Origin of the sequence: Rhodospira trueperi, from assembly GCF_900101965.1 — a bacterium.
In the GTDB taxonomy this organism is placed as follows: domain Bacteria; phylum Pseudomonadota; class Alphaproteobacteria; order Rhodospirillales; family Rhodospirillaceae; genus Rhodospira; species Rhodospira trueperi.
In genome coordinates, this window is sequence record NZ_FNAP01000005.1 from 199,698 (window position 1) to 218,204 (window position 18,507).

Sequence of the window (18,507 nt, forward strand, 5' to 3'; positions counted from 1 at the left end):
AGGGCAGCCGCCACTCGCGACAGTGTCGGCGGGTGCCCTTCGGTCCCCGCCTTAAGAATTCGGTCTTGATGACGCATTAACCGAGGATCGACGTCATGGTGGAGTTCGCGCTTCCCCCCAACTCCCGCATCAAGCCCGGCAAGACGTGGCCGGGCCCCCAGGGGGCGTCCAAGGGGGCGGCCAACGTCAAGGCCTTCCGCATCTACCGGTGGGACCCGGAGTCGGGCGCCAACCCCACCCTGGACACCTTCCACATCGACCTGGACGACTGCGGGCCGATGGTTCTGGACGCGCTGATCAAGATCAAGAACGAGATCGATCCGACGCTGACCTTCCGCCGCTCCTGCCGCGAGGGCATCTGCGGCTCCTGCGCCATGAACATCGACTCCGACAACACGCTCGCCTGCCTGAAGCCAATCAGCGAGGTCAAGGGCTCGGTGGACATCTACCCGCTGCCTCACATGCCCGTGGTCAAGGATCTGGTGCCGGACCTGACGCACGTCTATGCGCAGTACGAGATGATCCAGCCGTGGATGAAGACCGACACCCCGGCGCCGACCAGCGGCGAACGCCTGCAAAGCCCGGAGGAACGGGCCAAGCTGGACGGCCTGTGGGAATGCGTGCTGTGCTTCTGCTGCTCGACCGCGTGTCCCAGCTACTGGTGGAACGCCGAGCGTTATCTGGGACCCGCCATCCTGTTGCAGGCGGCGCGCTGGGTGTTCGACAGCCGTGACGAGGCCACCGGCGAGCGCCTGGACATGCTGGACGACCCGTTCCGCATGTACCGCTGCCACACCATTATGAACTGCACCGCCACCTGCCCGAAGGGGCTGAACCCCGGCAAGGCCATCGCCGATCTGAAGGTCGCCATGTTCGAGCGGGCGGTGTGAGGCTCAGCGCGGGATCGGCTCGGTTCCTTCATTGAGGATGTCGAGATACCGTTCGTAGACGAACACCCGGTCCCGCTTTCGCCCCGAGACTTCATGAACGATGTCTAGGCTGCCCAGGGTATCCAAAGCCTTCGAGACGGTCGGCTGCGACAGGTTCAGGTGCGCTGCGGCGTCGGGAATTCGGATCAGGGGTTTCGTCTGTAGCAATTGATGCACCCGGATCGCCGAGTTCGCCGACCGTCGTCTTTTCGTATCGGCCGAGCCGTTCGTTCCGCTCCAAGACGTCCCCTTATGAAAGCACCCTTTCATAACGTCAGCGCTTATTAAAGCATTCGGCCCTTCGCTTTAACAAGGCTCGGCGCGGGGGACGGATTTCGGCACCGCCGCCGGGCGAGCCCGGGACAGATCTCCTATTCCGATCGCCCGCCGGCCGGCCCCCCGTAAATCCTCAGGAACGCATCGACGCCCTTGGTGACATGCGCCGCGCGCTGGGCGTCGGGGATGTCCGGCACCACGCCGAAGAGGACCTTGTAGTGCAGGTCGGCGCGGCACAGCGCCAGAAAGCGTATGCTCGCGAGGTCGAAGTCATCGATGTCCAGGGCGCCCTGGGCGACCCACTCGGGGAACCGCTCGGACAGCAGCCGGGCGCTGCGGCCGATGGTCGTGGCGTGGAAGGCCGCCCCAATCTCCGGGAACTTGGCGGACTCGGCGAGCACCACGCGGAACAGCGCCTGCGCGTTCGGACTCAGGACAATGTCGAGGTAGGCGCGGCCGAACCGTTCGAGGCCGGCGCGCGGCGCGTCGTCCGCGTTTCCAACGGTGACGATGGTTCCGGCGAGCGCCTCCACCTCCTCGCGGATGAAGGCGATGAACAGCCCGCGCTTGTCGCCGAAATGGCTGTAGACCGTCGGCTTCGAGACTCCCGCCCGGCCGGCGATGTCGTCGACCGACGTGCCGCTGAACCCGCGTTCCAGGAACAGCGCCCGCGCGCTGGCCATCACCTGTTCCGCCTTGCGTTTTCCGGCGCCGGTCGGGGCTTTCATCCCTGTATGACCTCCGTCGTCTTGACAGGGTACCTTACCATCCCCACCATACAAATCAAACTAAACGGTTCAGTTTAATTCAGGGGGCTGAGGATGAACACCGACGATCCCCGAGCGGCCCGCTCCGCGGACGACGCCCCGGAGGATGGACAACGGGAGACGGATTCCGAAGACGGGCCGGGACGCCGCAAGCCGCCAATCCGGAGGATTGTGCTGTCCGTCTTCGGCATCGCCGTTCTGGCGGGAGCGTTGTGGTTGGGGTGGCGCTGGTGGACGGTCTACCGGTTTGTCGAGGAAACCGACGACGCCTACGTCAAGGCGGACATCGTGACGATCTCGCCGCAGGTGTCGGGCGAGGTCGTCCGCGTTGCGGTGGAGGATCACCAGCCGGTGGCGGCGGGCGATCTGCTGTTCGTGATCGACGCGTCCGACTATCAGGCCGCTGTCGACGCCGCCCGGGCGGCGGTGGCGAGCGCCGAGGCCCTGCTGGCCGAGACGGCCGAGGAGCGGGCCTTGCAGGACCGCACGGTCGCGGTGGCCGAAGCCGATCTTGAGGCGGCGAAGGCCACGCTGGACTTCGCCCGGCAAGAATACGACCGGGACTCGCGGCTCGCCCGCGAAGGGGCCGGAACGGTCCGGGCGGTCCAGCAGTCCCGCGAGTCGCTGAGCAACGCCGAGGCCGCGGTCAACAGCGGCGTGGCGGTGCTCGCCCGGGCGCGCAAGCAACTCGACGTCATCGATGCGCGGCGCACCCGCCTGGAAAGCGACCGCGACCGGGCGGCGGCGCAACTGCGCGCGGCCGAGGTCAACCTGGCCCGCACCGTGGTGCGCAGCCCGGCCGCCGGCCGCGTCGGCAACCGCCAGATCGACGTCGGGGAATACGTCCGGCCGGGCGTGCATGCGGTCAGCGTCGTGCCCGACGACGCCTACATCGTCGCCAACTTCAAGGAAACGCAGGTCACGTTCTTCGAAACCGGCATGGCTTGCGAGATCGAGGCCGACATGCTGGGCGGGGCCGTCCTGCACGGCACGATCGAGAGTCTCGCGCCGGCGGCGGGGCAGGAGTTCGCCATCCTGCCGCCGCAGAACGCCACCGGGAACTTCACCAAGATCGTGCAGCGCATCCCGGTGAAGATCCGGTTCGTCGGCGATCAGGCGGACGCGGCCCGGCTGAGGCCCGGCACATCGGTCATCGTGTCGGTGGACACGAAGGAGCAGCGCCCGTGACGGACGCTGCCAACGCCGGGGAGCCGACACCGCCGGGCGGGCCGGGCACGGATTTCAGGCCGCGCGGCGGTCTCGTCGGCTTTTTCGTCATGGTGCTGGGCATGTTCATGGCGATCCTGGACATCCAGATCGTCGCCAGCTCCCTGCCCGAGATCCAGGCCGGCGTGTCCGCCTCGCTGGAGGAAGTCACCTGGGTGCAGACCGCCTATCTGGTGGCCGAGGTGGTGATGATCCCGCTGTCCGGCTGGTTGGCGCAGGTCTTCTCCTCACGCTGGCTGTTCGCCGCATCCGCCGCCGGGTTCACCGTGACCAGCGTCGCCTGCGCCTTTTCCTGGGATATCACGTCGCTGATCGTGTTCCGGGCCGCCCAGGGGTTCATCGGCGGCGGCATGATCCCCACCGTGTTCGCCGCCATCTACAAGCTGTTGCCGCTGCGGCGGCGGATGCTCGGCACCGTCATCGTCGGCCTGACCGCTACGGTGGCGCCGGCCGCCGGCCCGACCATCGGCGGCTGGATCACGGAAAACTTCTCCTGGCACTGGCTGTTCCTGGCGAACGTCGTGCCCGGCCTGTTCGTGACCATCGCCGTGCCGACCCTGGCCGACATGGACCGGCCCAATCTGAAGCTGCTGGGCCATATCGACCTGATCGGCATCGCCCTGGTCGCCGGCTTTCTGGGCTCGCTTGAATACGTGCTGGACGAGGGGCCCCGGGAGGACTGGTTCGCCAACGACACCATCCTGACGTTCGCCATCGTCTCGGCCGTTTCCGGGGTGCTGCTGATCTGGCGGGAACGGGTCGCCGAGCATCCGGTGATCGACCTGCGCGTCTTCGCCAATCGCAACTTCGCGCTCGGCTGCGTGCTGGTTTTCATCGTCGGCATGTGCCTGTACGGGCAGACCTTCATCCTCCCGCAGATCCTTTCGCAGGTGCGCGGCTACAACTCGATGCAAATCGGGCACGTGATGTTCGTGACCGGGGCGGCCATGTTCTGCACCGCACCCATCGCCGGGCGCATCTCGCACGCGCTCGATCCGCGCATGCCGCTGTTCCTTGGCTTTTTCCTGGTCGCAACCGGTCTGTGGCTCAACGCCCAGATGACCGTTGAGGTCGGATTCGACCAGTTGCTGGCGCCGCAGATCGTGCGTGGCGTCGGCCTGATGATGTGCATTGTCCCGATCACGTCCACGGCACTCGGCACCATGGACCATGAACTGGTCAGCATCGGCAGCGGCCTGTTCAACGTGTTCCGGAACATGGGCGGGGCTGTCGCCCTGTCCACGATCAACACGCAGTGGGACGCCCGGTACGACCTGCACTACTGGCGCCTCGCGGAGTCGATGCCGGCTGGCCGGCCGGAGACCGAGGCCTTCATCCAGGGGGTGCAGGACCGGATGGCCCAGTTTTGGCCCCAACTCGGGAACACCGATCTGGCGTCCTATGCCGCCACCGCGAGGACCGTCGCCCAGCAGGCCAACATCATGGCCTGGAACGACATCTTCTTCATGCTCTCGGTGGCGTTCGTGATCTTCGCGCCGCTCATCCTGTTGCAGGCCAAGCCGTCGGGTGGCGATGGCGGCGGCGGGCATTAGGGACGAGCGCCCGAGGACCGGCGGCGCCGCACAGTGTTCTTCTTTCCGGGTTCGGGGCGCGTTACGATGGGGCACTCGGCGGTCCCGGTGGCCGTCTTCCCGCGCCAGCACGAGGTCTCCATGCCGATCTTTTCCTATCAATGCGCCCTGTGCGGCGAGACATTCGAAACCCTGGTGAGCGGCGGCGACGCCGAGGCGCCAGTGTGTCCCGCCTGCGGGGCGAGCGAGGTGGAGCGCCTGCTGTCCGCCCCGGCGATCGGCGGCCGGGTGAAGGCGGCGACGCGGCGCGCACGGTCCAGCGCCGCCAGGGAAGGGCACTTCAGCCACTACGCCAAGTCCGAACTGAAGGGTAAGCTGTAGGCTCTCGCGCCGCGCGGTGCGGTGCTCGCCGGGCCGTGGGCCCGGCCAGCGGCGCGATGGACGGGACAGCGGACCTGATTTACGCTACCGATCCTGTGTCTATCATGGAGCCGGCTTCGATGAGCGCTGAGACCGTGTCCGCCTGGACAGGCGGGTGCCTGTGCGGGTCCGTCCGTTTCTCGCTGGCCGAGGAGGTCGCGCGCTTCTCCGCCTGTCACTGCTCCATGTGCCGACGCTGGAGCAGTGGGCCGTTTCTCGTCGTTCACGTCCACGGCCCCGTTACCTGGACCGGCGAGGAGCACATCAGCCGTTACCGCTCCTCCGAATGGGCCGAGCGCTGCTTCTGCTCGCGGTGCGGCACGAACCTGTTCTACTTCCTGATCCCGACCGGCGAGACGATCCTGAGCCTGGGCACGTTCGACGATCAGGACGGGTTCACCATGAGCGGCCAGATCTTCATCGACGAAAAGCCGCCCGGCTATACCTTCGCCAACGACACCAAGACCATGACCGGCGCCGAGGTCTTTGCCATGTACGGTGCCGGATCGGACCCAGACGACGCCGGGTAGGCTACAGCAAATCCCGAGCGATCCGGACCGGATCGCGACGACGATTTGCTTCAAGATCCATTCAATAGAGCGCGTTGCGGGATTCAGAACGCACGCAATGCGCTCTAGGGTCCGTCCAACGCCGCCTCGACGTCGGCCAGCAGGTCGCGTGCGTCCTCCAATCCCACTGACAGCCGCACCAGACCGGGCGTGATGCCCTGGGCCGTCTGCTCGGCCGCGTCGAGGCGCTGGTGGGTGGTGGTTGCGGGATGGCAGGCCAGCGACTTGGCATCGCCGAGATTGTTGGAGATGTCGATCAGCCGCAGTCGGTCCAGGAACCGGAATGCCGCCGGCTGCCCGCCCTCCAGGTCAAGGGCGACGATGGCGCCGCCGGCGCCGTTCATCTGCCGCATGGCCAGGGCGTGCCCGGGGTGACCCTCCAGGCCGGGATAGCGCACGGCCCGCACGCCGGGCCGGCCGTCCAGCGCGCGCGCCAGCGTCAGCGCGGTGTCGCAGTGGGCGCGCACGCGCAGGTCCAGGGTCTCCAGTCCCTTGGCCATGACCCAGGCGTTGAAGGGGCTGAGCGCTGGGCCGGTGTTGCGCAGGAACGGCAGCAGGCACTCTTCGTCGAAGCTCTCGTCGTTGCTCAGAATGGCGCCGCCCAGGCAGCGCCCCTGTCCGTCGATGAACTTGGTCGCTGAGTGAATCACCACGTCGGCGCCCAGGTCCAACGGCTTTTGCAGAACTGGCGTGGCGAAGGCGTTGTCCACCACCACGCGGGCGCCGGTCCGGTGGGCCAGATCGCAGACGGTGGCGATGTCCACGATCTCCAGCGCCGGGTTGGACGGGCTTTCCAGGAACACGCAGGCGGCTGGGGAGGTCAGCGCGGCGGCCCAGGCGTCCACATCGGCACCGGGGACAAGGTCCACCGAAACGCCGAAGCGCGGCAGCAGTTCGGTCAGCACCCAATGGCAGGAGACGAACAGCTCCCGCGCCGCCACCACCCGGTCTCCCGCCTTGACCTGACACAGCAGCGCCGCCGTGACCGCCGCCATGCCGCTGGCGGTGGCGCGGCAGAATCGGGCGCCCTCCAGCATCGCCAGCCGTTGCTCGAACGTGGCGTTGGTCGGGTTGCGGAAGCGCGAATAGACGTAGCGCGTGTCGGTGCCGTCGAAGGCCCGCCGCGCCGCGTCGGCGTCCGGATAGACGAAGCCGGAGGACAGGTACAGCGCCTCCGCCGTCTCCATGTTGGGGCTGCGCGCCAGCCCGCCGCGCACCATGGCGGTGCGGGGGTGCCAGAAGGCGGGATCGCGGGAGTCGGGGTCGGTCATGGACAGGGGCCTTCTTCTTCTGGCGGCGGGTCCCGAAACACGAAAGGCCCCGGCACGGGGCCGGGGCCTTTTCGAGGGGCACCAACCGCTTAGCCGTTTGTTTACCGTGGCCGCAAGCTGGTCGCCAAATCACCACATATGGTTCGTTTAGCCGCCGGGGGCGGAACGGTCAAGGGGGATGGTTAGTCCAGAATGGTCGCCAGCCGTGCCATCACAGGATCTCGGTGCCGGTCGGTTCGGCGTCCTGCCATGCGCGGTCTTCGTCGCTCACCTCCGCCGCCGGATCGCATTGTGCCAGCAGTTCGTCGAGCAAGTAGCGTGGACGAGCATGGAGTTCGATGACGAGACGGCCAGCATCGACGGCGAGCCCGACCTCGGCGCCGGCCGACAGGCGGAGTGCATCCAGGAACGCGGGTGGGATGGTCAGCATGACCGATCCTCCGACCTGACGCAGCCTGACCGTGTGCATGGACGCCTCCTAAATTTTACGGCAGTGTAGCGCTTGCGCGGCACTCCGCAATGGCCTTGGCCGCACTCGGCGCAAACCCCCATCTCCCTGGATGACACCACCCCCCGCTCCCGTGTTATGACAGTCCAACGACTCGTCCGACCGCCGCTGCCGGAGCGCCCATGCTCACCTTCATCGTGCGCCGTCTCATTCAATCGGTCCTGGTCATGCTGGCCGTGGCCCTGGTCGGCTTTGCCCTGTTCACCTATGTGGGCGACCCGGTCAACAATCTGGTCGGGCAGGACACCAGCCTCGAAGACCGCGAGCGGCTGCGCGAGGACCTGGGCCTGAACGACCCGTTCCCGGTGCAGTTCTTCCGGTTCGTGGTCAACGCCGCCCAGGTCGATTTCGGTATCAGCTACCGTCACGGCCGCCCGGTGGAGGATCTCCTGGTCGAGCGCGCCCCGGCCACCCTGGAACTGTCTTTCGCCGCCGGGGTGTTCGCGCTGCTGGTGGGGGTGCCGATGGGCATCTATACGGCCCTGAACCGACGATCATGGCTGTCCAAGGTGTTCCTGACGGTCTCCCTTATCGGCGTGTCTCTGCCCACGTTTCTGATCGGCATCCTGCTGATTCTGGTGTTCTCGGTGTGGTTGGGCTGGCTGCCCAGCTTCGGGCGCGGCACCACGGTGGACATCGGCTGGTGGAGCACCGGGTTCCTGACCCGCGACGGCCTGACGGCCCTGATCATGCCGGCGATCACTCTGGGCCTGTTCCAGATGACGCTGATCATGCGTCTGGTGCGCGCGGAAATGCTGGAGGTGCTGCGCACCGACTACATCAAGTTCGCCCGCGCGCGCGGGCTGTCGGCGCGGGCGGTGAACTTCGGCCACGCGCTGAAGAACACGCTGGTGCCGGTGATCACCATCACCGGCCTGCAACTGGGCAGCGTCATCGCCTTCGCCATCATCACCGAGACCGTGTTCCAGTGGCCGGGCATGGGCCTGCTGTTCATCCAGGCCATTGAGTTCGTCGATATTCCGGTGATGGCCGCCTATCTGGTGCTGGTGGCCTTCCTGTTCGTGCTCATCAACCTGATCGTGGATCTGCTGTATTTCGCCGTGGATCCGCGCCTGCGCATGAGCGGCGGCGGAGGGCAGGGGCTATGACGACCGGCCGTACCGAGACCCTGTCCACCCGTGTCGGCGACGCCCTGTGGCGGGCCTGGGATAGCGACCTGACCTATTCCTTCCTGCGCTCGCCGGTGACCATCGTCGCCGCCGTGGTGGCGTTGGGGCTGATCCTGGCGTCCGTCGCGGCGCCCCTCATCGCGCCCACCGACCCGTTCGCCCCGGCCACGGTGGACCTGATGGCCGCCTTCACCCCGCCGGCCTGGATGGAGGGTGGCTCGCCCGAGTTCCTGCTCGGCACCGACGACCAGGGCCGGGACATGCTGTCGGCGATCCTCTACGGCATGCGCATTTCGCTGTTCGTCGGTGCCGCGTCGGTGGTGTTCTCCATGATCCTGGGCGTCGGGCTGGGGCTGCTGGCGGGGTATGCCGGCGGCTGGGTCGATGCCCTGTTGATGCGCGTCGCGGACGTGCAGATCTCGTTCCCCGCCATCCTCATCGCCCTGCTGGTGGACGGCGTGGCGCGCGGGGTTCTGCCCCGCGAGGTCCATCACGACATGGCCATTTGGGTCATTGTCTTCGCCATCGGTGTGTCCGGCTGGGTGCAGTACGCCCGCACGGTGCGCGGCTCGACCATGGTGGAGAAGAACCGCGAGTACGTCATGGCGGCGCACATCATGGGGGTCCATCCGGTGGTCATCGCCGTGCGCCATGTGCTGCCCAACGTGACGGGGCCGGTGCTGGTGATCGCCACCATCCATCTGGCCATCGCGGTCATCACCGAGGCGACGCTGTCCTTCCTGGGCGTGGGCCTGCCGCCGACCGAGCCGTCACTGGGCACCTTGATCCGGATCGGTAACGACTTCCTGTTTTCGGGGGAATGGTGGATCACGATCTTTCCCGGGGTGGCACTGGTGCTGCTGGTGCTGTCGGTCAACCTGTTGGGCGACTGGCTGCGCGACGCCCTGAACCCGAAATTGCGGTGAGGCTGAATCATGGTGCGTCGTTGCGAGGCCCGCAGGGCAATGACCGTAGGGCGGGTTCGCGCCGCAGGCGCAACCCGCCAAGGCCGGATCGCGGCGGATTGCCGCTTCGCGGCGAATCCGCCCGACGCCTTTCCTCCCAAACCCGAGTTGCGGTGAGGGGAATGCAGGCATGACCGATCCCCTTCTCTCCGTGCGCGACCTGCGGGTCGAGTTCCCCACCCGGCGGGGTGTGCTGACCGCCGTGGACGGGGTGTCGTTCGACATCCACCCGGGCGAGATCCTGGGCGTGGTCGGCGAATCCGGCGCCGGCAAGTCGCAGACCGGGGCCGCCGTCATCGGCCTTCTGGAACCGCCCGGGCGCATCGCCGCCGGCGACATCCATCTGGAGGGCGAGCGCATCGACCGGCTGTCGCAGGAACAATTGCGCAAGGTGCGCGGCCGCAAGATCGGCGCCGTGTTCCAGGACCCTCTGACCAGCCTCAACCCGCTGTACACCATCGGCCGCCAGCTCACCGAGACCATCCGCACCCACCTGGACATGAGCGAGGCCGAGGCCCGAGACCGTGCGGTCCAGCTTCTGGGAGAAGTGGGCATTCCCAGCCCGGCCGACCGGCTGGACGCCTACCCGCACCAGTTCTCCGGCGGCATGCGCCAACGGGTGGTGATCGCCCTGGCCCTGTGCGCCAATCCGCGCCTGATTATCGCCGACGAGCCGACGACGGCGCTCGATGTCTCCATCCAGGCGCAGATTACCGCCCTGCTGAAGCGCCTGTGCCGCGAGCATGGCACGGCGGTCATGCTCATCACCCACGACATGGGCGTGATCGCCGAGACCGCCGACCGCGTCGCCGTGCTGTACGGCGGCCGGCTGGCCGAGGTCGGTCCGGTGGATGATGTGGTCAACCGGCCGCTGCATCCCTATACCGAGGGCCTGATGGCCTGCATCCCGACCACCCATGAACGCCCACCCCGGCTGGCGCAGATCGAGGGCTCCATGCCCTCCCTGACCGCGATGCCGGCGGGGTGCGCCTTCCACCCGCGCTGTCCGCACGCCTTTGATCGCTGCGAGGCCGAGCGTCCGCCGCTGTTCGAGCATCCGCCGTCGGCCGCCGCCTGCTGGCTGTGGGCGCCGGAGGGCGCGCGCGTCACGGAAAGGGCCGCGTCATGAGAGACGGTCCCGGCGCGCCCATGCTGGATCACGACGGCCAGCCGGTGCTGGTTCGCCTACGCGGCCTGACCAAACACTTCGATGTGTCGCCGCCCCTGCTGTCGCGTGTTCTGGAGGGCAAGCAACGGCGCGTCCTGAAGGCGGTGGACGGCGTGGACCTGGACATTCCGCGCGGTCGCACCACGGCCCTGGTGGGCGAGTCGGGGTGCGGCAAGTCCACCGTGGCGCGCATGCTGGTCACGCTGTACCAACCCACGGCGGGGGATCTGGTCTTTGAGGGCACCGACCTGGGCCGCTTGACCGACCGTCGCGCGCTGGCCCCGTTCCGCCGCCGCATGCAGATGATCTTCCAGGACCCGTTCGCCAGCCTCAATCCGCGCTGGCGGGTCGGGCGCATCATCGCCGAGCCGATCCGCGCCCACGGTCTGATGGACGACACGGGAGCCATCGCCGGGAGGGTGGCCGACCTGCTGGAGCATGTCGGGCTGCGCGCGACCGACGCCGGTCGCTATCCGCACGAGTTCTCCGGCGGCCAGCGCCAGCGCATTTCCATCGCCCGGGCGCTGGCCTCCAGCCCGCACTTCCTGGTCTGCGACGAGCCCACGAGTGCCCTGGATGTTTCGGTGCAGGCGCAGATCCTCAACCTGCTGCGGGATTTGCAGCGGGAGCTGGGGCTGACCTATCTGGTCATCACGCACGATCTGGCCGTGGTGCGCTTCATCGCCGACACCATCGGGGTCATGTATCTGGGGCGGTTGTGCGAAGTGGCACCGGCCGAGTCGCTGTTTGCCCGGCCGCGCCACCCCTACACGCGGCTCTTGATCGAGACCGTGCCCGACCTGAAGGCGCCCGACCGGGATCGCAAGCCCATGGCTGGCGAGGTGCCGAGTCCGCTCGACCCGCCGACCGGGTGCGCGTTTCATACGCGGTGTCCGCTGGCGGCGGAGCGGTGCGCGCGGGACCGCCCGGCGCTGCGCCGTGACGCGGACGGCGCCGTCGCCTGCCATGCGGTGGAGGAGGGACGGCTGCCGGAGTGGGGGCGGTAGATCCCGGTCTCGCCCGTGAATCGCGGTCGTGCTACACGATTCGCGAACGTCGGGCGCTTGGGCCAAATGGGGCGGCCAGAATGCCCGGCACCGGCCGAAACCATCTCGTTCGACAGGGAGATTGTGTTGATGAGCACGCCACTCGCCGTCGGCCAGATCCGCGGCTTTCGGGGTAATGTCACCACCCTGCAATGGATCAAGCCGGGCGCCGAGCGCATGACGGAGCGCAGTCTCGGGTATCACACCGGGCGCTTGGCCAAGGGATACTGGGTCTTGCTGTTGAAGCAAGCCCTGAGCCCGGCCGACTTCCAGTTCTTCGGGACAACGTTGCGCTCCGGCGGGCGGGCGGGCCTTCCCGCCGCCACGGAGGCCGAGGATCAGGCGCGCCGAAGCGTTCATGAGTCGATCTTGGCCGAGCGCGGCGCGGGAGGCTACGCCGCCCTGCAAATGCACGTGCTGCGAAATATCGGTATCACCGGCCCCCAAAGGATCGCCAAGGTCCTTCCAACACTCCAGCATGTCGACACCATGGCGCCGTGTGATCAATACCCGATGGGGGGCGGTGGCTTGCAGTGGAATATCGTGAGGAACTGCAGTTTTCTGGTTGCGGTCCAGGTTACTGAGGACGGCAAGGCCATTACGCCGGGCTTCACGGTCAACCTGACAACCGGTGGCCTGGATGCTCGGACGAAGCTGCGTCGCTACATGGAAGGGGCCTGACTGCCTTCACGAAACCGAGGCGGAGGGCGAGCGATGGCGGTTTTTTCAATCCGACGGGTTCTGGGTGTCTCGTTGGTCGTCGTGGCCATGGCGGTGTCGTCAGCGGAGGGGGCGGAGAGCCCCTGGTCCCGCCAGACCACCCCGGCGCCGGGGCCGGTCCGGGTCATCGGCGGCTACACCGAGGGCTGTATCGCCGGGGCGGTGGCGCTGCCGCTCGACGGTCCCGGGTATGCGGTGCTTCGGCCCCAGCGGCTGCGCTATTTCGGCCATCCGGAGTTGATCGCCGTGGTGCGCGACCTGGGGGTGCGGGCGGCGTCGCAAGGCTGGGGCACGCTGATGGTGGGCGACCTGTCGCAGCCGCGCGGCGGCCCCATGAGCTACGGGCACGCCAGCCACGAGGCCGGGCTGGACGTGGACATCTGGTTGCGTCTGTGGCCCTCCGGTCGGCCGTTCCCCGAGGCGGAACGGCGCGATCCCACCGAGGTGTCGATGGTCCGCCCCGGGGCCGAGACCGCCGACCCGTCGTTGTGGACGGCGGCGCACGCGGCCCTGATCCAGGTCGCCGCCCGCGATTCGCGGGTCGCCCGCCTGTTCGTCAATCCGGCTATCAAGGCGACGCTGTGCGCGGACTTTCCGCCGGGTGAGGACGGCAACGCGCGCTGGCTGCGCAAGGTGCGGCCCTGGTATGGCCATGACGGCCACGTTCACATCCGTCTGCACTGCCCGTCAGACAGCCCGACCTGTGTTCCGCAGGACCCGCCGCCACCGGGATCGGGATGCGAGTCCGAGGGGTTCGCCTGGTGGTTCGAGCAAATCGCCGCGCGTCTCGCGGCACAGGCCCAGGCGCCGCGTGACACCGAAGCCACCCCTGTTGCACGTCCGCCGCAGTCGCTGCCGACCGCGTGCGAAGCCGTTCTGTCCGCTCGATAGTTTCAGGGCCCGACGCTATATCTATCCCCTATGGGATCCTGGGCGCGGGGTAGGTCCGGCCGAGGGGTGTCGGGGTGTCTGGTCTGGGGGCGAGCGCGGCATGACGGCAACACGAAACGGGCGGCAACGGGCCGCGGCGGTGAACGGGATCCGGGCGGCGATACGGGCCTTGATGGTGTGCGCGGGGCTGCTGGGCGTGGTTCTGGTTGTCTCTGCATGCCAGACCATCGCGCCGGGCGGGCCATTGCCGGCAACGGGCAGCAGCGACGCGGCCACCACCGTGAGCCGGGCGGATGCCGAGGCGGCGGCGGCCCTGCGTCAGGTGATTGAGGCGGAGCCGGCCGTTCTCGCGCCGCAGACGGCGTTCGCGCGCGCCTTCTATGAGCGGCGCCAGTTCCGGCCGGCCTGGACCACGCCTATAGGACTTGATGAGCGGGGCCGGCAGGTGCAGGCGGTGCTGGAGACGGCCTGGGCCGATGGTCTGGGCAGCGTGGCGGTGCCCGTCGCGGCGGAGTCAGGGGAGGGGCCGCTGGACGCGGTCACGCGGGCGCGCCGCGACGCAAGCTTGACGGCGGCCCTGGCCGACTACGTTCATTCCGCCTTGCCGCTGCGGCCGGTCTGGGCGCCTCCCATCGCCGAGGGCGTGCTGGGCGCGCTGGAGGCCATCGCCGCCGATGATCCTTCGGCCACCCGGCCCGGCCGCCTGTTCAGACTGGTCAGCGAGGATGACCGGCACGCCCGCCTGCGCCGTGGTCTGTTGCGCTATCACGCGCTCGCCGACGCGGGCGGGTGGCCGCTGATCGAGGCCGATGGCCCGAAGCTGGAGCCGGGTGATCGGCATGGCGACATTCTGGTGGTGCGGGCGCGGCTGCGGGCCACGGGGGACCTGTCCGGGGGGCCGGTGCCGGCCGATCCCGAGCGCATCGATCCCGATCTGGCGGCGGCCATTGAACGATTCCAGGCGCGCCACGGATTGACGGTGGACGGAATCCTGGGGCCGCGCACGCGGGCCGCCCTGGCCGTGTCGGCCGAGGACCGCGTGCGTCAGATGGCGCTCAATCTGCGTCGGCTGAGTCAGATGCCGCCGCCGCCGGGCGGCCGGTCGGTCGAGGTCAATATTGCCGGGGCCGTCCTGGAGGGGCGGGAGGACGGCGTAACCATCTTCCGCACCGACGTCATCGTCGGCATGGAGGACCGGCCGACGCCGCGTCTGCGCAGCGCCATCAACACCCTGGTTCTGAACCCGACCTGGACCGTGCCCACCAGCATCGCCAGCGAGGACCTGCTGCCCAAGCTGCGCGACGATCCAGAGTACCTGACCCGCAACAGTTTCCAGGTGTTCGACGGCTGGACCCGGGAGTCGGAGGAACTGGATCCGGCGACCATCGACTGGCATTCGGAGGATCTGGATATCCGGGGCTTGCGGCTACGTCAGAGGCCGGGCGCGAGCAACGCGCTCGGGGCCATCAAGTTCATGTTTCCCAATGACCACGATGTCTATCTGCACAGCACGCCCAGCCGGGGGTTGTTCGCGCGGTCGGAGCGGACGTTCAGTTCCGGGTGTGTGCGGGTGCGCGATCCTATTGATCTCGCCACGTTCGTGATGAACGAGCCCGAAGCATGGAACCCGGAGACGTTCAAGGGACGGATGGCGAGCGGCCAGACGCGGTCTGTGCATCCCGGGCAGTCGGTGCCGGTGGCTCTGGTGTATTTCACCGCCTGGGTGGACGAGGCCGGGACCGTGCAGTTCCGCCGCGACGTGTACGGCCATGACGCCCGGGACATGGCGATGATGGCGCGGTCGATGTGAGGCCGGCTTCGTCAAGCGACGCGGGGTCAAGCGACGCGGGGGCGGACGTCCTGTTCGATTTGGGGGCGGACGGTGCGGTCGGCGACTTCAAGGTCATGGCGCGTCTGCAGGTTGATCCAGAACACGGCCGTGGTGCCAAAATACCGGGCCAGCCGAAGGGCGGTGTCCGTCGAGATGCCGCGCCGCCCCCGGACAATGTCGTTGGCCCGGGACCGGGGGATCCTCAGCGCCTTCGCCAGTTCATAGGCGCTCAGGCCCAACGGCTCCAGGAACTCGGATCGCAGCACGTCGCCGGGATGCACGGGCGGCAAACGGTCGTTCGATGCCACGTCAGAGAGGTCAACCCGGCCGCGATCCAGGTCTTCACGGCGAATGGTCATCTGCGGTCCTCCTCCTTAGTCAGTGGTAGTCCACGAGTTCGACATCCCAGGCTTCGCCATTCCGCCACACGAAGCAGATACGCCATTGATTGTTAACGCGAATGCTGTGCTGGCCCTTGCGATCACCCTTCAGAACCTCCAGTCGGTTGCCGGGCGGCCTGCAAAGGTCATCAAGGGCTGCGGCCGCATCGACGAGCATCAATTTCAGCCGTGCCCGCGTCTGCACATCGGCAGGCAGAGTTCTCACGGATCGGCCGGCGAACAACGCCGCCGAGCGTTTATCTGCAAAAGTCCGGATCACATCTGCGAGCGTACCGCCAAACGGTACGTCGAGTCAAACGCGCCGCCCCGCCACCACCGCCTCCAGCCAAGCGGTGAGGTCATCGGTGATGTGCTGGCAGTGGTGCCAGTCGGCGTCGGGGTCGAAGCTCCAGTGCGTCGGGTCGCGCACCAGCACCGTGGTCATGCCCAGGGCATGGGCCGGGAGCAGGTTCTTCAGGCTGTCCTCGACCATGGCGGCGGCGCGGGCGTCTAGCCCGAACCGCCTCAACATGGCGTCATAGGTCTCGGGGTGCGGCTTGGGCACGAACAGTCCGGCCTCGATGTCGAACACGGCCTCAACGTGATCGGCGATGCCGACGCGCTCCAACACCTGCTCCGCGTGTTTGAGCGATCCGTTGGTGAACACCACCTTGCGGCCCTCCAGCCCGGCCAGCGCGGCGGCCAGACGTGGCGCCGACGGGATCACGGTGTGGTCGATGTCGTGCACGTAGTCCATGAAGAGGTGCGGATCCATGCCGTGCTCGACCATCAGGCCGCGCATCGACGTGCCGTACCGGTGATAGTACTGCTTCTGAACAACGAACGCCTCGTCCTCCGGCAGGTCCAGGAAATCGGCGATGAAGCGCTTCATGCGTGCGTCCATTTGGGCGAACACCTGGGCGCTGGCCGGATAGAGCGTGTTGTCCAGGTCGAAGACCCAGTGTTCGACGTGGCGCAGGCCGCAGGTCGGAACGGGTGTGGGGGTCATGCGGAACGGCCCTGGAGACTTCGGAAACGCGGGCGGAGCGGCCGGCACTATGCGAACGCCACGCCGGACAGGTCAACCCGCCGCTCGGGTGGCGGCGCCAGAAAAAAAGGACGTCCGACCATGGCCGAACGTCCCACACAAGTGAATCCAGGTAAGGGATAGGGAGAACACCGCTCGACATGTCGAGCGATCAGCAGGGGCCGCCATCCACCGCGGCCGCGACCCGATCCGACCAGTATCGGGGCCATGTCGGTAAGAACACCGCGTCATTGCATCTCCAGACGCTCCGACCAAGCGGCCTTCCGCACCGATCACGTTATGCGGCCAACGTTACCGTTTTGCGACGCAAAAAACAGGTGGGCATCGGAGTGTCATCCGTTGTTGACATTGGCGGCGCGAAAGGCGGAGGCCTGCTTGGTTCCTTGGAAGGGTCGGTGCCGAAAGCGCGGGCTTTCCAGCGGCTTGCGCGCGGGCCTGGCGTTGCCACATCAGACCGTGAGGAGTCTCTCGGTTTTAGGGAAGGGGGCTGTTATGACGTCTCTGAATCGCCGGAAGGCCCGCGGTCTCGCGCGCCGATGGACCGGTGCCGGTTTGGTGCGGGGCATCAGTTTGGCCGCGCTGATTGCTGCCTCGCAGCTCGGGTTGGCGGTGCGGGCCGACGCGCAAGGTGTGATCCAGTCTCAAGAGCATGACTTCCGGCTGGAGGTGCTGACCGACCGTCTGTCCTACCCCTGGGCCATGGCTTTCCTGCCGGACGGCGCGGCCCTGGTGACGGAACGGGGCGGGGCCCTGCGGCTGTGGCGGGACGGTGACCTCGACGATCGCCCGATCAACGGGGTGCCGGAGGTCTGGGCGTCCGGTCAGGGCGGCCTGCTGGATGTTCTGGTTCACCCGGATTTCGACCAGACCGGTTGGATCTATCTCTCGCTGTCGCATCCGGACGGTTGGGGGCGGGCGCATACCCGGGTGGTGCGCGCGGTGTTCGACCGCGAGGCCCATGCCCTGCGTGACGTCACGGTGATCGTGGATGCCCTGCCGCCGGGACGGGGCGGGCGCCATTTCGGGTCACGGCTGGCCATCGGTGGCGACGGCATGCTCTACATCACGACGGGCGAGCGCGGCGACCGTCCGCGCGCCCAGGACCTGACGGATCTGGCCGGCAAGGTGCTGCGGCTGCGCCCGGACGGGACGATCCCCGCCGACAATCCGTTCGTGGGGCGGGACGATGCCCGGCCCGAGGTTTTCGCCTACGGCACACGCAACGGCCAGGGCATGGACGTTCATCCCGAGACCGGCGCCGTCTGGTTCCACGAACACGGCCCGCGCGGGGGTGATGAACTGAACATCGTCCGGGCGGGGGTCAACTACGGCTGGCCGGTCATCACCTACGGCATGAACTACAACGGCACGCCGATGGGCGAAGGCACGCACAAGCCGGGCATGGAACAGCCCGTGCATTACTGGGATCCCTCCATCGCCCCGTCCGGGATGGCGATCTATGACGGCGATGCCTTTCCGAATTGGCGCGGGGATATCTTCGTGGGTGCGCTGAAATTTCAACTCATCGCCCGGCTGGAAATGGACGGCGACCGGGTGGTCCGCGAGGAACGCTTGCTGGAGCATAGCCTGGGGCGGATCCGTGCGCTGGAGGTCGGCCCGGACGGTGCCCTGTACATCCTGACCGACGCGGCGGACGGCCGGCTCGCGCGCCTGATGCCCGCGCGCTGAAGGTGTGTCCGGGCTGTTGGACATCATTGTCTGGCCCAACGGCGTTCGGCTCCGTATACTCCAAAAAATAGAGCGGTGTTGGCGATCAGGAGGTCGCTTGATCCGCGTGGACACAGGTTTCGTGCAGGATCGGACGAAGC

General features: G+C 67.6%; 20 protein-coding genes and 1 riboswitch. Of the genes, 13 read left to right on the top strand and 7 right to left on the bottom strand.

From position 1 onward, the window contains the following. Window positions 1-95 precede the first annotated feature (95 nt). The gene (locus BLS85_RS08680) at window positions 96-890 is read left to right on the top strand and encodes a succinate dehydrogenase iron-sulfur subunit (RefSeq protein WP_092785280.1); all 795 of its coding nucleotides are present in this window, start codon (window positions 96-98) and stop codon (window positions 888-890) included. Window positions 891-893: 3 nt separating this feature from the next. Here the strand turns inward: BLS85_RS08680 and BLS85_RS08685 are convergent, their stop codons facing one another. Further along, the gene (locus BLS85_RS08685) at window positions 894-1,097 is read right to left on the bottom strand and encodes a helix-turn-helix domain-containing protein (RefSeq protein WP_143027138.1); all 204 of its coding nucleotides are present in this window, start codon (window positions 1,095-1,097) and stop codon (window positions 894-896) included. A 203-nt stretch (window positions 1,098-1,300) separates the two neighbouring features. Beyond that, on the bottom strand, window positions 1,301-1,933 hold the full coding sequence (locus tag BLS85_RS08690; RefSeq protein WP_092785284.1) for a TetR/AcrR family transcriptional regulator: 633 nt from the start codon (window positions 1,931-1,933) through the stop codon (window positions 1,301-1,303). A gap of 210 nt (window positions 1,934-2,143) precedes the next feature. Between BLS85_RS08690 and BLS85_RS08695 the strand changes: the two genes are divergently transcribed. The 4 genes from BLS85_RS08695 to BLS85_RS08710 all read left to right on the top strand — a co-directional run bounded on the left by BLS85_RS08695 (window position 2,144) and on the right by BLS85_RS08710 (window position 5,681). After that, window positions 2,144-3,160, top strand: a complete 1,017-nt coding sequence (locus BLS85_RS08695; protein WP_218128349.1) for an HlyD family secretion protein — start codon at window positions 2,144-2,146, stop codon at window positions 3,158-3,160. Further along, complete coding sequence (locus BLS85_RS08700; RefSeq protein WP_245699150.1) at window positions 3,157-4,752, top strand: DHA2 family efflux MFS transporter permease subunit; 1,596 nt, start codon at window positions 3,157-3,159, stop codon at window positions 4,750-4,752. Before BLS85_RS08695 ends, BLS85_RS08700 begins: the two co-directional genes overlap by 4 nt. 66 nt (window positions 4,753-4,818) lie before the next feature. Further along, on the top strand, window positions 4,819-5,112 hold the full coding sequence (locus tag BLS85_RS08705) for an FmdB family zinc ribbon protein (protein WP_245699151.1): 294 nt from the start codon (window positions 4,819-4,821) through the stop codon (window positions 5,110-5,112). A gap of 119 nt (window positions 5,113-5,231) precedes the next feature. After that, window positions 5,232-5,681 (top strand): GFA family protein, encoded by a 450-nt coding sequence (locus tag BLS85_RS08710; protein WP_092785288.1) that lies wholly within the window; start codon window positions 5,232-5,234, stop codon window positions 5,679-5,681. Window positions 5,682-5,785: 104 nt separating this feature from the next. On the opposite strand, the gene metZ is transcribed toward BLS85_RS08710, so the two are convergent. Both metZ and BLS85_RS08720 read right to left on the bottom strand, forming a co-directional pair. Further along, window positions 5,786-6,991, bottom strand: coding sequence for an O-succinylhomoserine sulfhydrylase (metZ, locus tag BLS85_RS08715; RefSeq protein WP_092785290.1), 1,206 nt, complete (start codon window positions 6,989-6,991; stop codon window positions 5,786-5,788). A gap of 69 nt (window positions 6,992-7,060) precedes the next feature. After that, window positions 7,061-7,137: riboswitch (SAM riboswitch) on the bottom strand. Window positions 7,138-7,202: 65 nt separating this feature from the next. Further along, window positions 7,203-7,460: an AbrB/MazE/SpoVT family DNA-binding domain-containing protein gene (locus tag BLS85_RS08720; protein ID WP_092785292.1), complete on the bottom strand. Its 258-nt coding sequence runs from the start codon at window positions 7,458-7,460 to the stop codon at window positions 7,203-7,205. A gap of 161 nt (window positions 7,461-7,621) precedes the next feature. On the opposite strand from BLS85_RS08720, the gene BLS85_RS08725 reads away from it, so the two are divergent. From BLS85_RS08725 to BLS85_RS08755, 7 genes are all read left to right on the top strand, one after another. Continuing rightward, the gene (locus BLS85_RS08725) at window positions 7,622-8,608 is read left to right on the top strand and encodes an ABC transporter permease (protein ID WP_092785294.1); all 987 of its coding nucleotides are present in this window, start codon (window positions 7,622-7,624) and stop codon (window positions 8,606-8,608) included. Beyond that, window positions 8,605-9,555, top strand: a complete 951-nt coding sequence (locus BLS85_RS08730; protein WP_092785296.1) for an ABC transporter permease — start codon at window positions 8,605-8,607, stop codon at window positions 9,553-9,555. Before BLS85_RS08725 ends, BLS85_RS08730 begins: the two co-directional genes overlap by 4 nt. Window positions 9,556-9,724: 169 nt before the next feature. Further along, the gene (locus BLS85_RS08735) at window positions 9,725-10,723 is read left to right on the top strand and encodes an ABC transporter ATP-binding protein (protein ID WP_092785298.1); all 999 of its coding nucleotides are present in this window, start codon (window positions 9,725-9,727) and stop codon (window positions 10,721-10,723) included. Beyond that, window positions 10,720-11,769: an ABC transporter ATP-binding protein gene (locus BLS85_RS08740; RefSeq protein ID WP_245699152.1), complete on the top strand. Its 1,050-nt coding sequence runs from the start codon at window positions 10,720-10,722 to the stop codon at window positions 11,767-11,769. Before BLS85_RS08735 ends, BLS85_RS08740 begins: the two co-directional genes overlap by 4 nt. A 129-nt stretch (window positions 11,770-11,898) precedes the next feature. Beyond that, window positions 11,899-12,489: a hypothetical protein gene (locus tag BLS85_RS08745; protein WP_092785300.1), complete on the top strand. Its 591-nt coding sequence runs from the start codon at window positions 11,899-11,901 to the stop codon at window positions 12,487-12,489. 33 nt (window positions 12,490-12,522) lie between these two features. After that, window positions 12,523-13,419, top strand: a complete 897-nt coding sequence (gene mepA, locus BLS85_RS08750; RefSeq protein ID WP_092785302.1) for a penicillin-insensitive murein endopeptidase — start codon at window positions 12,523-12,525, stop codon at window positions 13,417-13,419. Between the two features lie 100 nt (window positions 13,420-13,519). Then, window positions 13,520-15,229, top strand: a complete 1,710-nt coding sequence (locus tag BLS85_RS08755; protein WP_143027139.1) for a L,D-transpeptidase family protein — start codon at window positions 13,520-13,522, stop codon at window positions 15,227-15,229. A gap of 26 nt (window positions 15,230-15,255) precedes the next feature. Here the strand turns inward: BLS85_RS08755 and BLS85_RS08760 are convergent, their stop codons facing one another. The 3 genes from BLS85_RS08760 to BLS85_RS08770 are packed head-to-tail and all read right to left on the bottom strand — an operon-like array spanning window position 15,256 to window position 16,639. Then, a complete protein-coding gene (locus tag BLS85_RS08760; protein WP_092785306.1) occupies window positions 15,256-15,609 on the bottom strand; it encodes a HigA family addiction module antitoxin in 354 nt (117 codons plus the stop codon). Between the two features lie 19 nt (window positions 15,610-15,628). Beyond that, entirely contained in the window at window positions 15,629-15,910 is a 282-nt protein-coding gene (locus BLS85_RS08765; RefSeq protein ID WP_092785308.1) for a type II toxin-antitoxin system RelE/ParE family toxin, read from the bottom strand. Between the two features lie 33 nt (window positions 15,911-15,943). Beyond that, entirely contained in the window at window positions 15,944-16,639 is a 696-nt protein-coding gene (locus tag BLS85_RS08770; RefSeq protein WP_092785310.1) for a pyrimidine 5'-nucleotidase, read from the bottom strand. A 531-nt stretch (window positions 16,640-17,170) separates the two neighbouring features. On the opposite strand from BLS85_RS08770, the gene BLS85_RS08775 reads away from it, so the two are divergent. Then, window positions 17,171-18,367 carry a PQQ-dependent sugar dehydrogenase gene (locus BLS85_RS08775; protein WP_092785312.1) on the top strand — a complete coding sequence of 399 codons (1,197 nt, stop codon included), beginning with the start codon at window positions 17,171-17,173 and terminating at the stop codon, window positions 18,365-18,367. The last annotated feature ends 140 nt before the right edge of the window (window positions 18,368-18,507 follow it).

What these genes read in the sequence shown, in the direction of transcription:
- BLS85_RS08680 (WP_092785280.1), top strand. Translation starts at nt 96, where the DNA reads ATGGTGGAGTTCGCGCTTCCCCCCAACTCCCGCATCAAGCCCGGCAAG.
- BLS85_RS08690 (WP_092785284.1), bottom strand. Translation starts at nt 1,933, where the DNA reads ATGAAAGCCCCGACCGGCGCCGGAAAACGCAAGGCGGAACAGGTGATG.
- BLS85_RS08705 (WP_245699151.1), top strand. Translation starts at nt 4,819, where the DNA reads ATGGGGCACTCGGCGGTCCCGGTGGCCGTCTTCCCGCGCCAGCACGAG.
- BLS85_RS08710 (WP_092785288.1), top strand. Translation starts at nt 5,232, where the DNA reads ATGAGCGCTGAGACCGTGTCCGCCTGGACAGGCGGGTGCCTGTGCGGG.
- metZ (WP_092785290.1), bottom strand. Translation starts at nt 6,991, where the DNA reads ATGACCGACCCCGACTCCCGCGATCCCGCCTTCTGGCACCCCCGCACC.
- BLS85_RS08720 (WP_092785292.1), bottom strand. Translation starts at nt 7,460, where the DNA reads ATGCACACGGTCAGGCTGCGTCAGGTCGGAGGATCGGTCATGCTGACC.
- BLS85_RS08725 (WP_092785294.1), top strand. Translation starts at nt 7,622, where the DNA reads ATGCTCACCTTCATCGTGCGCCGTCTCATTCAATCGGTCCTGGTCATG.
- BLS85_RS08730 (WP_092785296.1), top strand. Translation starts at nt 8,605, where the DNA reads ATGACGACCGGCCGTACCGAGACCCTGTCCACCCGTGTCGGCGACGCC.
- BLS85_RS08735 (WP_092785298.1), top strand. Translation starts at nt 9,725, where the DNA reads ATGACCGATCCCCTTCTCTCCGTGCGCGACCTGCGGGTCGAGTTCCCC.
- BLS85_RS08740 (WP_245699152.1), top strand. Translation starts at nt 10,720, where the DNA reads ATGAGAGACGGTCCCGGCGCGCCCATGCTGGATCACGACGGCCAGCCG.
- BLS85_RS08745 (WP_092785300.1), top strand. Translation starts at nt 11,899, where the DNA reads ATGAGCACGCCACTCGCCGTCGGCCAGATCCGCGGCTTTCGGGGTAAT.
- mepA (WP_092785302.1), top strand. Translation starts at nt 12,523, where the DNA reads ATGGCGGTTTTTTCAATCCGACGGGTTCTGGGTGTCTCGTTGGTCGTC.
- BLS85_RS08755 (WP_143027139.1), top strand. Translation starts at nt 13,520, where the DNA reads ATGACGGCAACACGAAACGGGCGGCAACGGGCCGCGGCGGTGAACGGG.
- BLS85_RS08760 (WP_092785306.1), bottom strand. Translation starts at nt 15,609, where the DNA reads ATGACCATTCGCCGTGAAGACCTGGATCGCGGCCGGGTTGACCTCTCT.
- BLS85_RS08770 (WP_092785310.1), bottom strand. Translation starts at nt 16,639, where the DNA reads ATGACCCCCACACCCGTTCCGACCTGCGGCCTGCGCCACGTCGAACAC.
- BLS85_RS08775 (WP_092785312.1), top strand. Translation starts at nt 17,171, where the DNA reads ATGACGTCTCTGAATCGCCGGAAGGCCCGCGGTCTCGCGCGCCGATGG.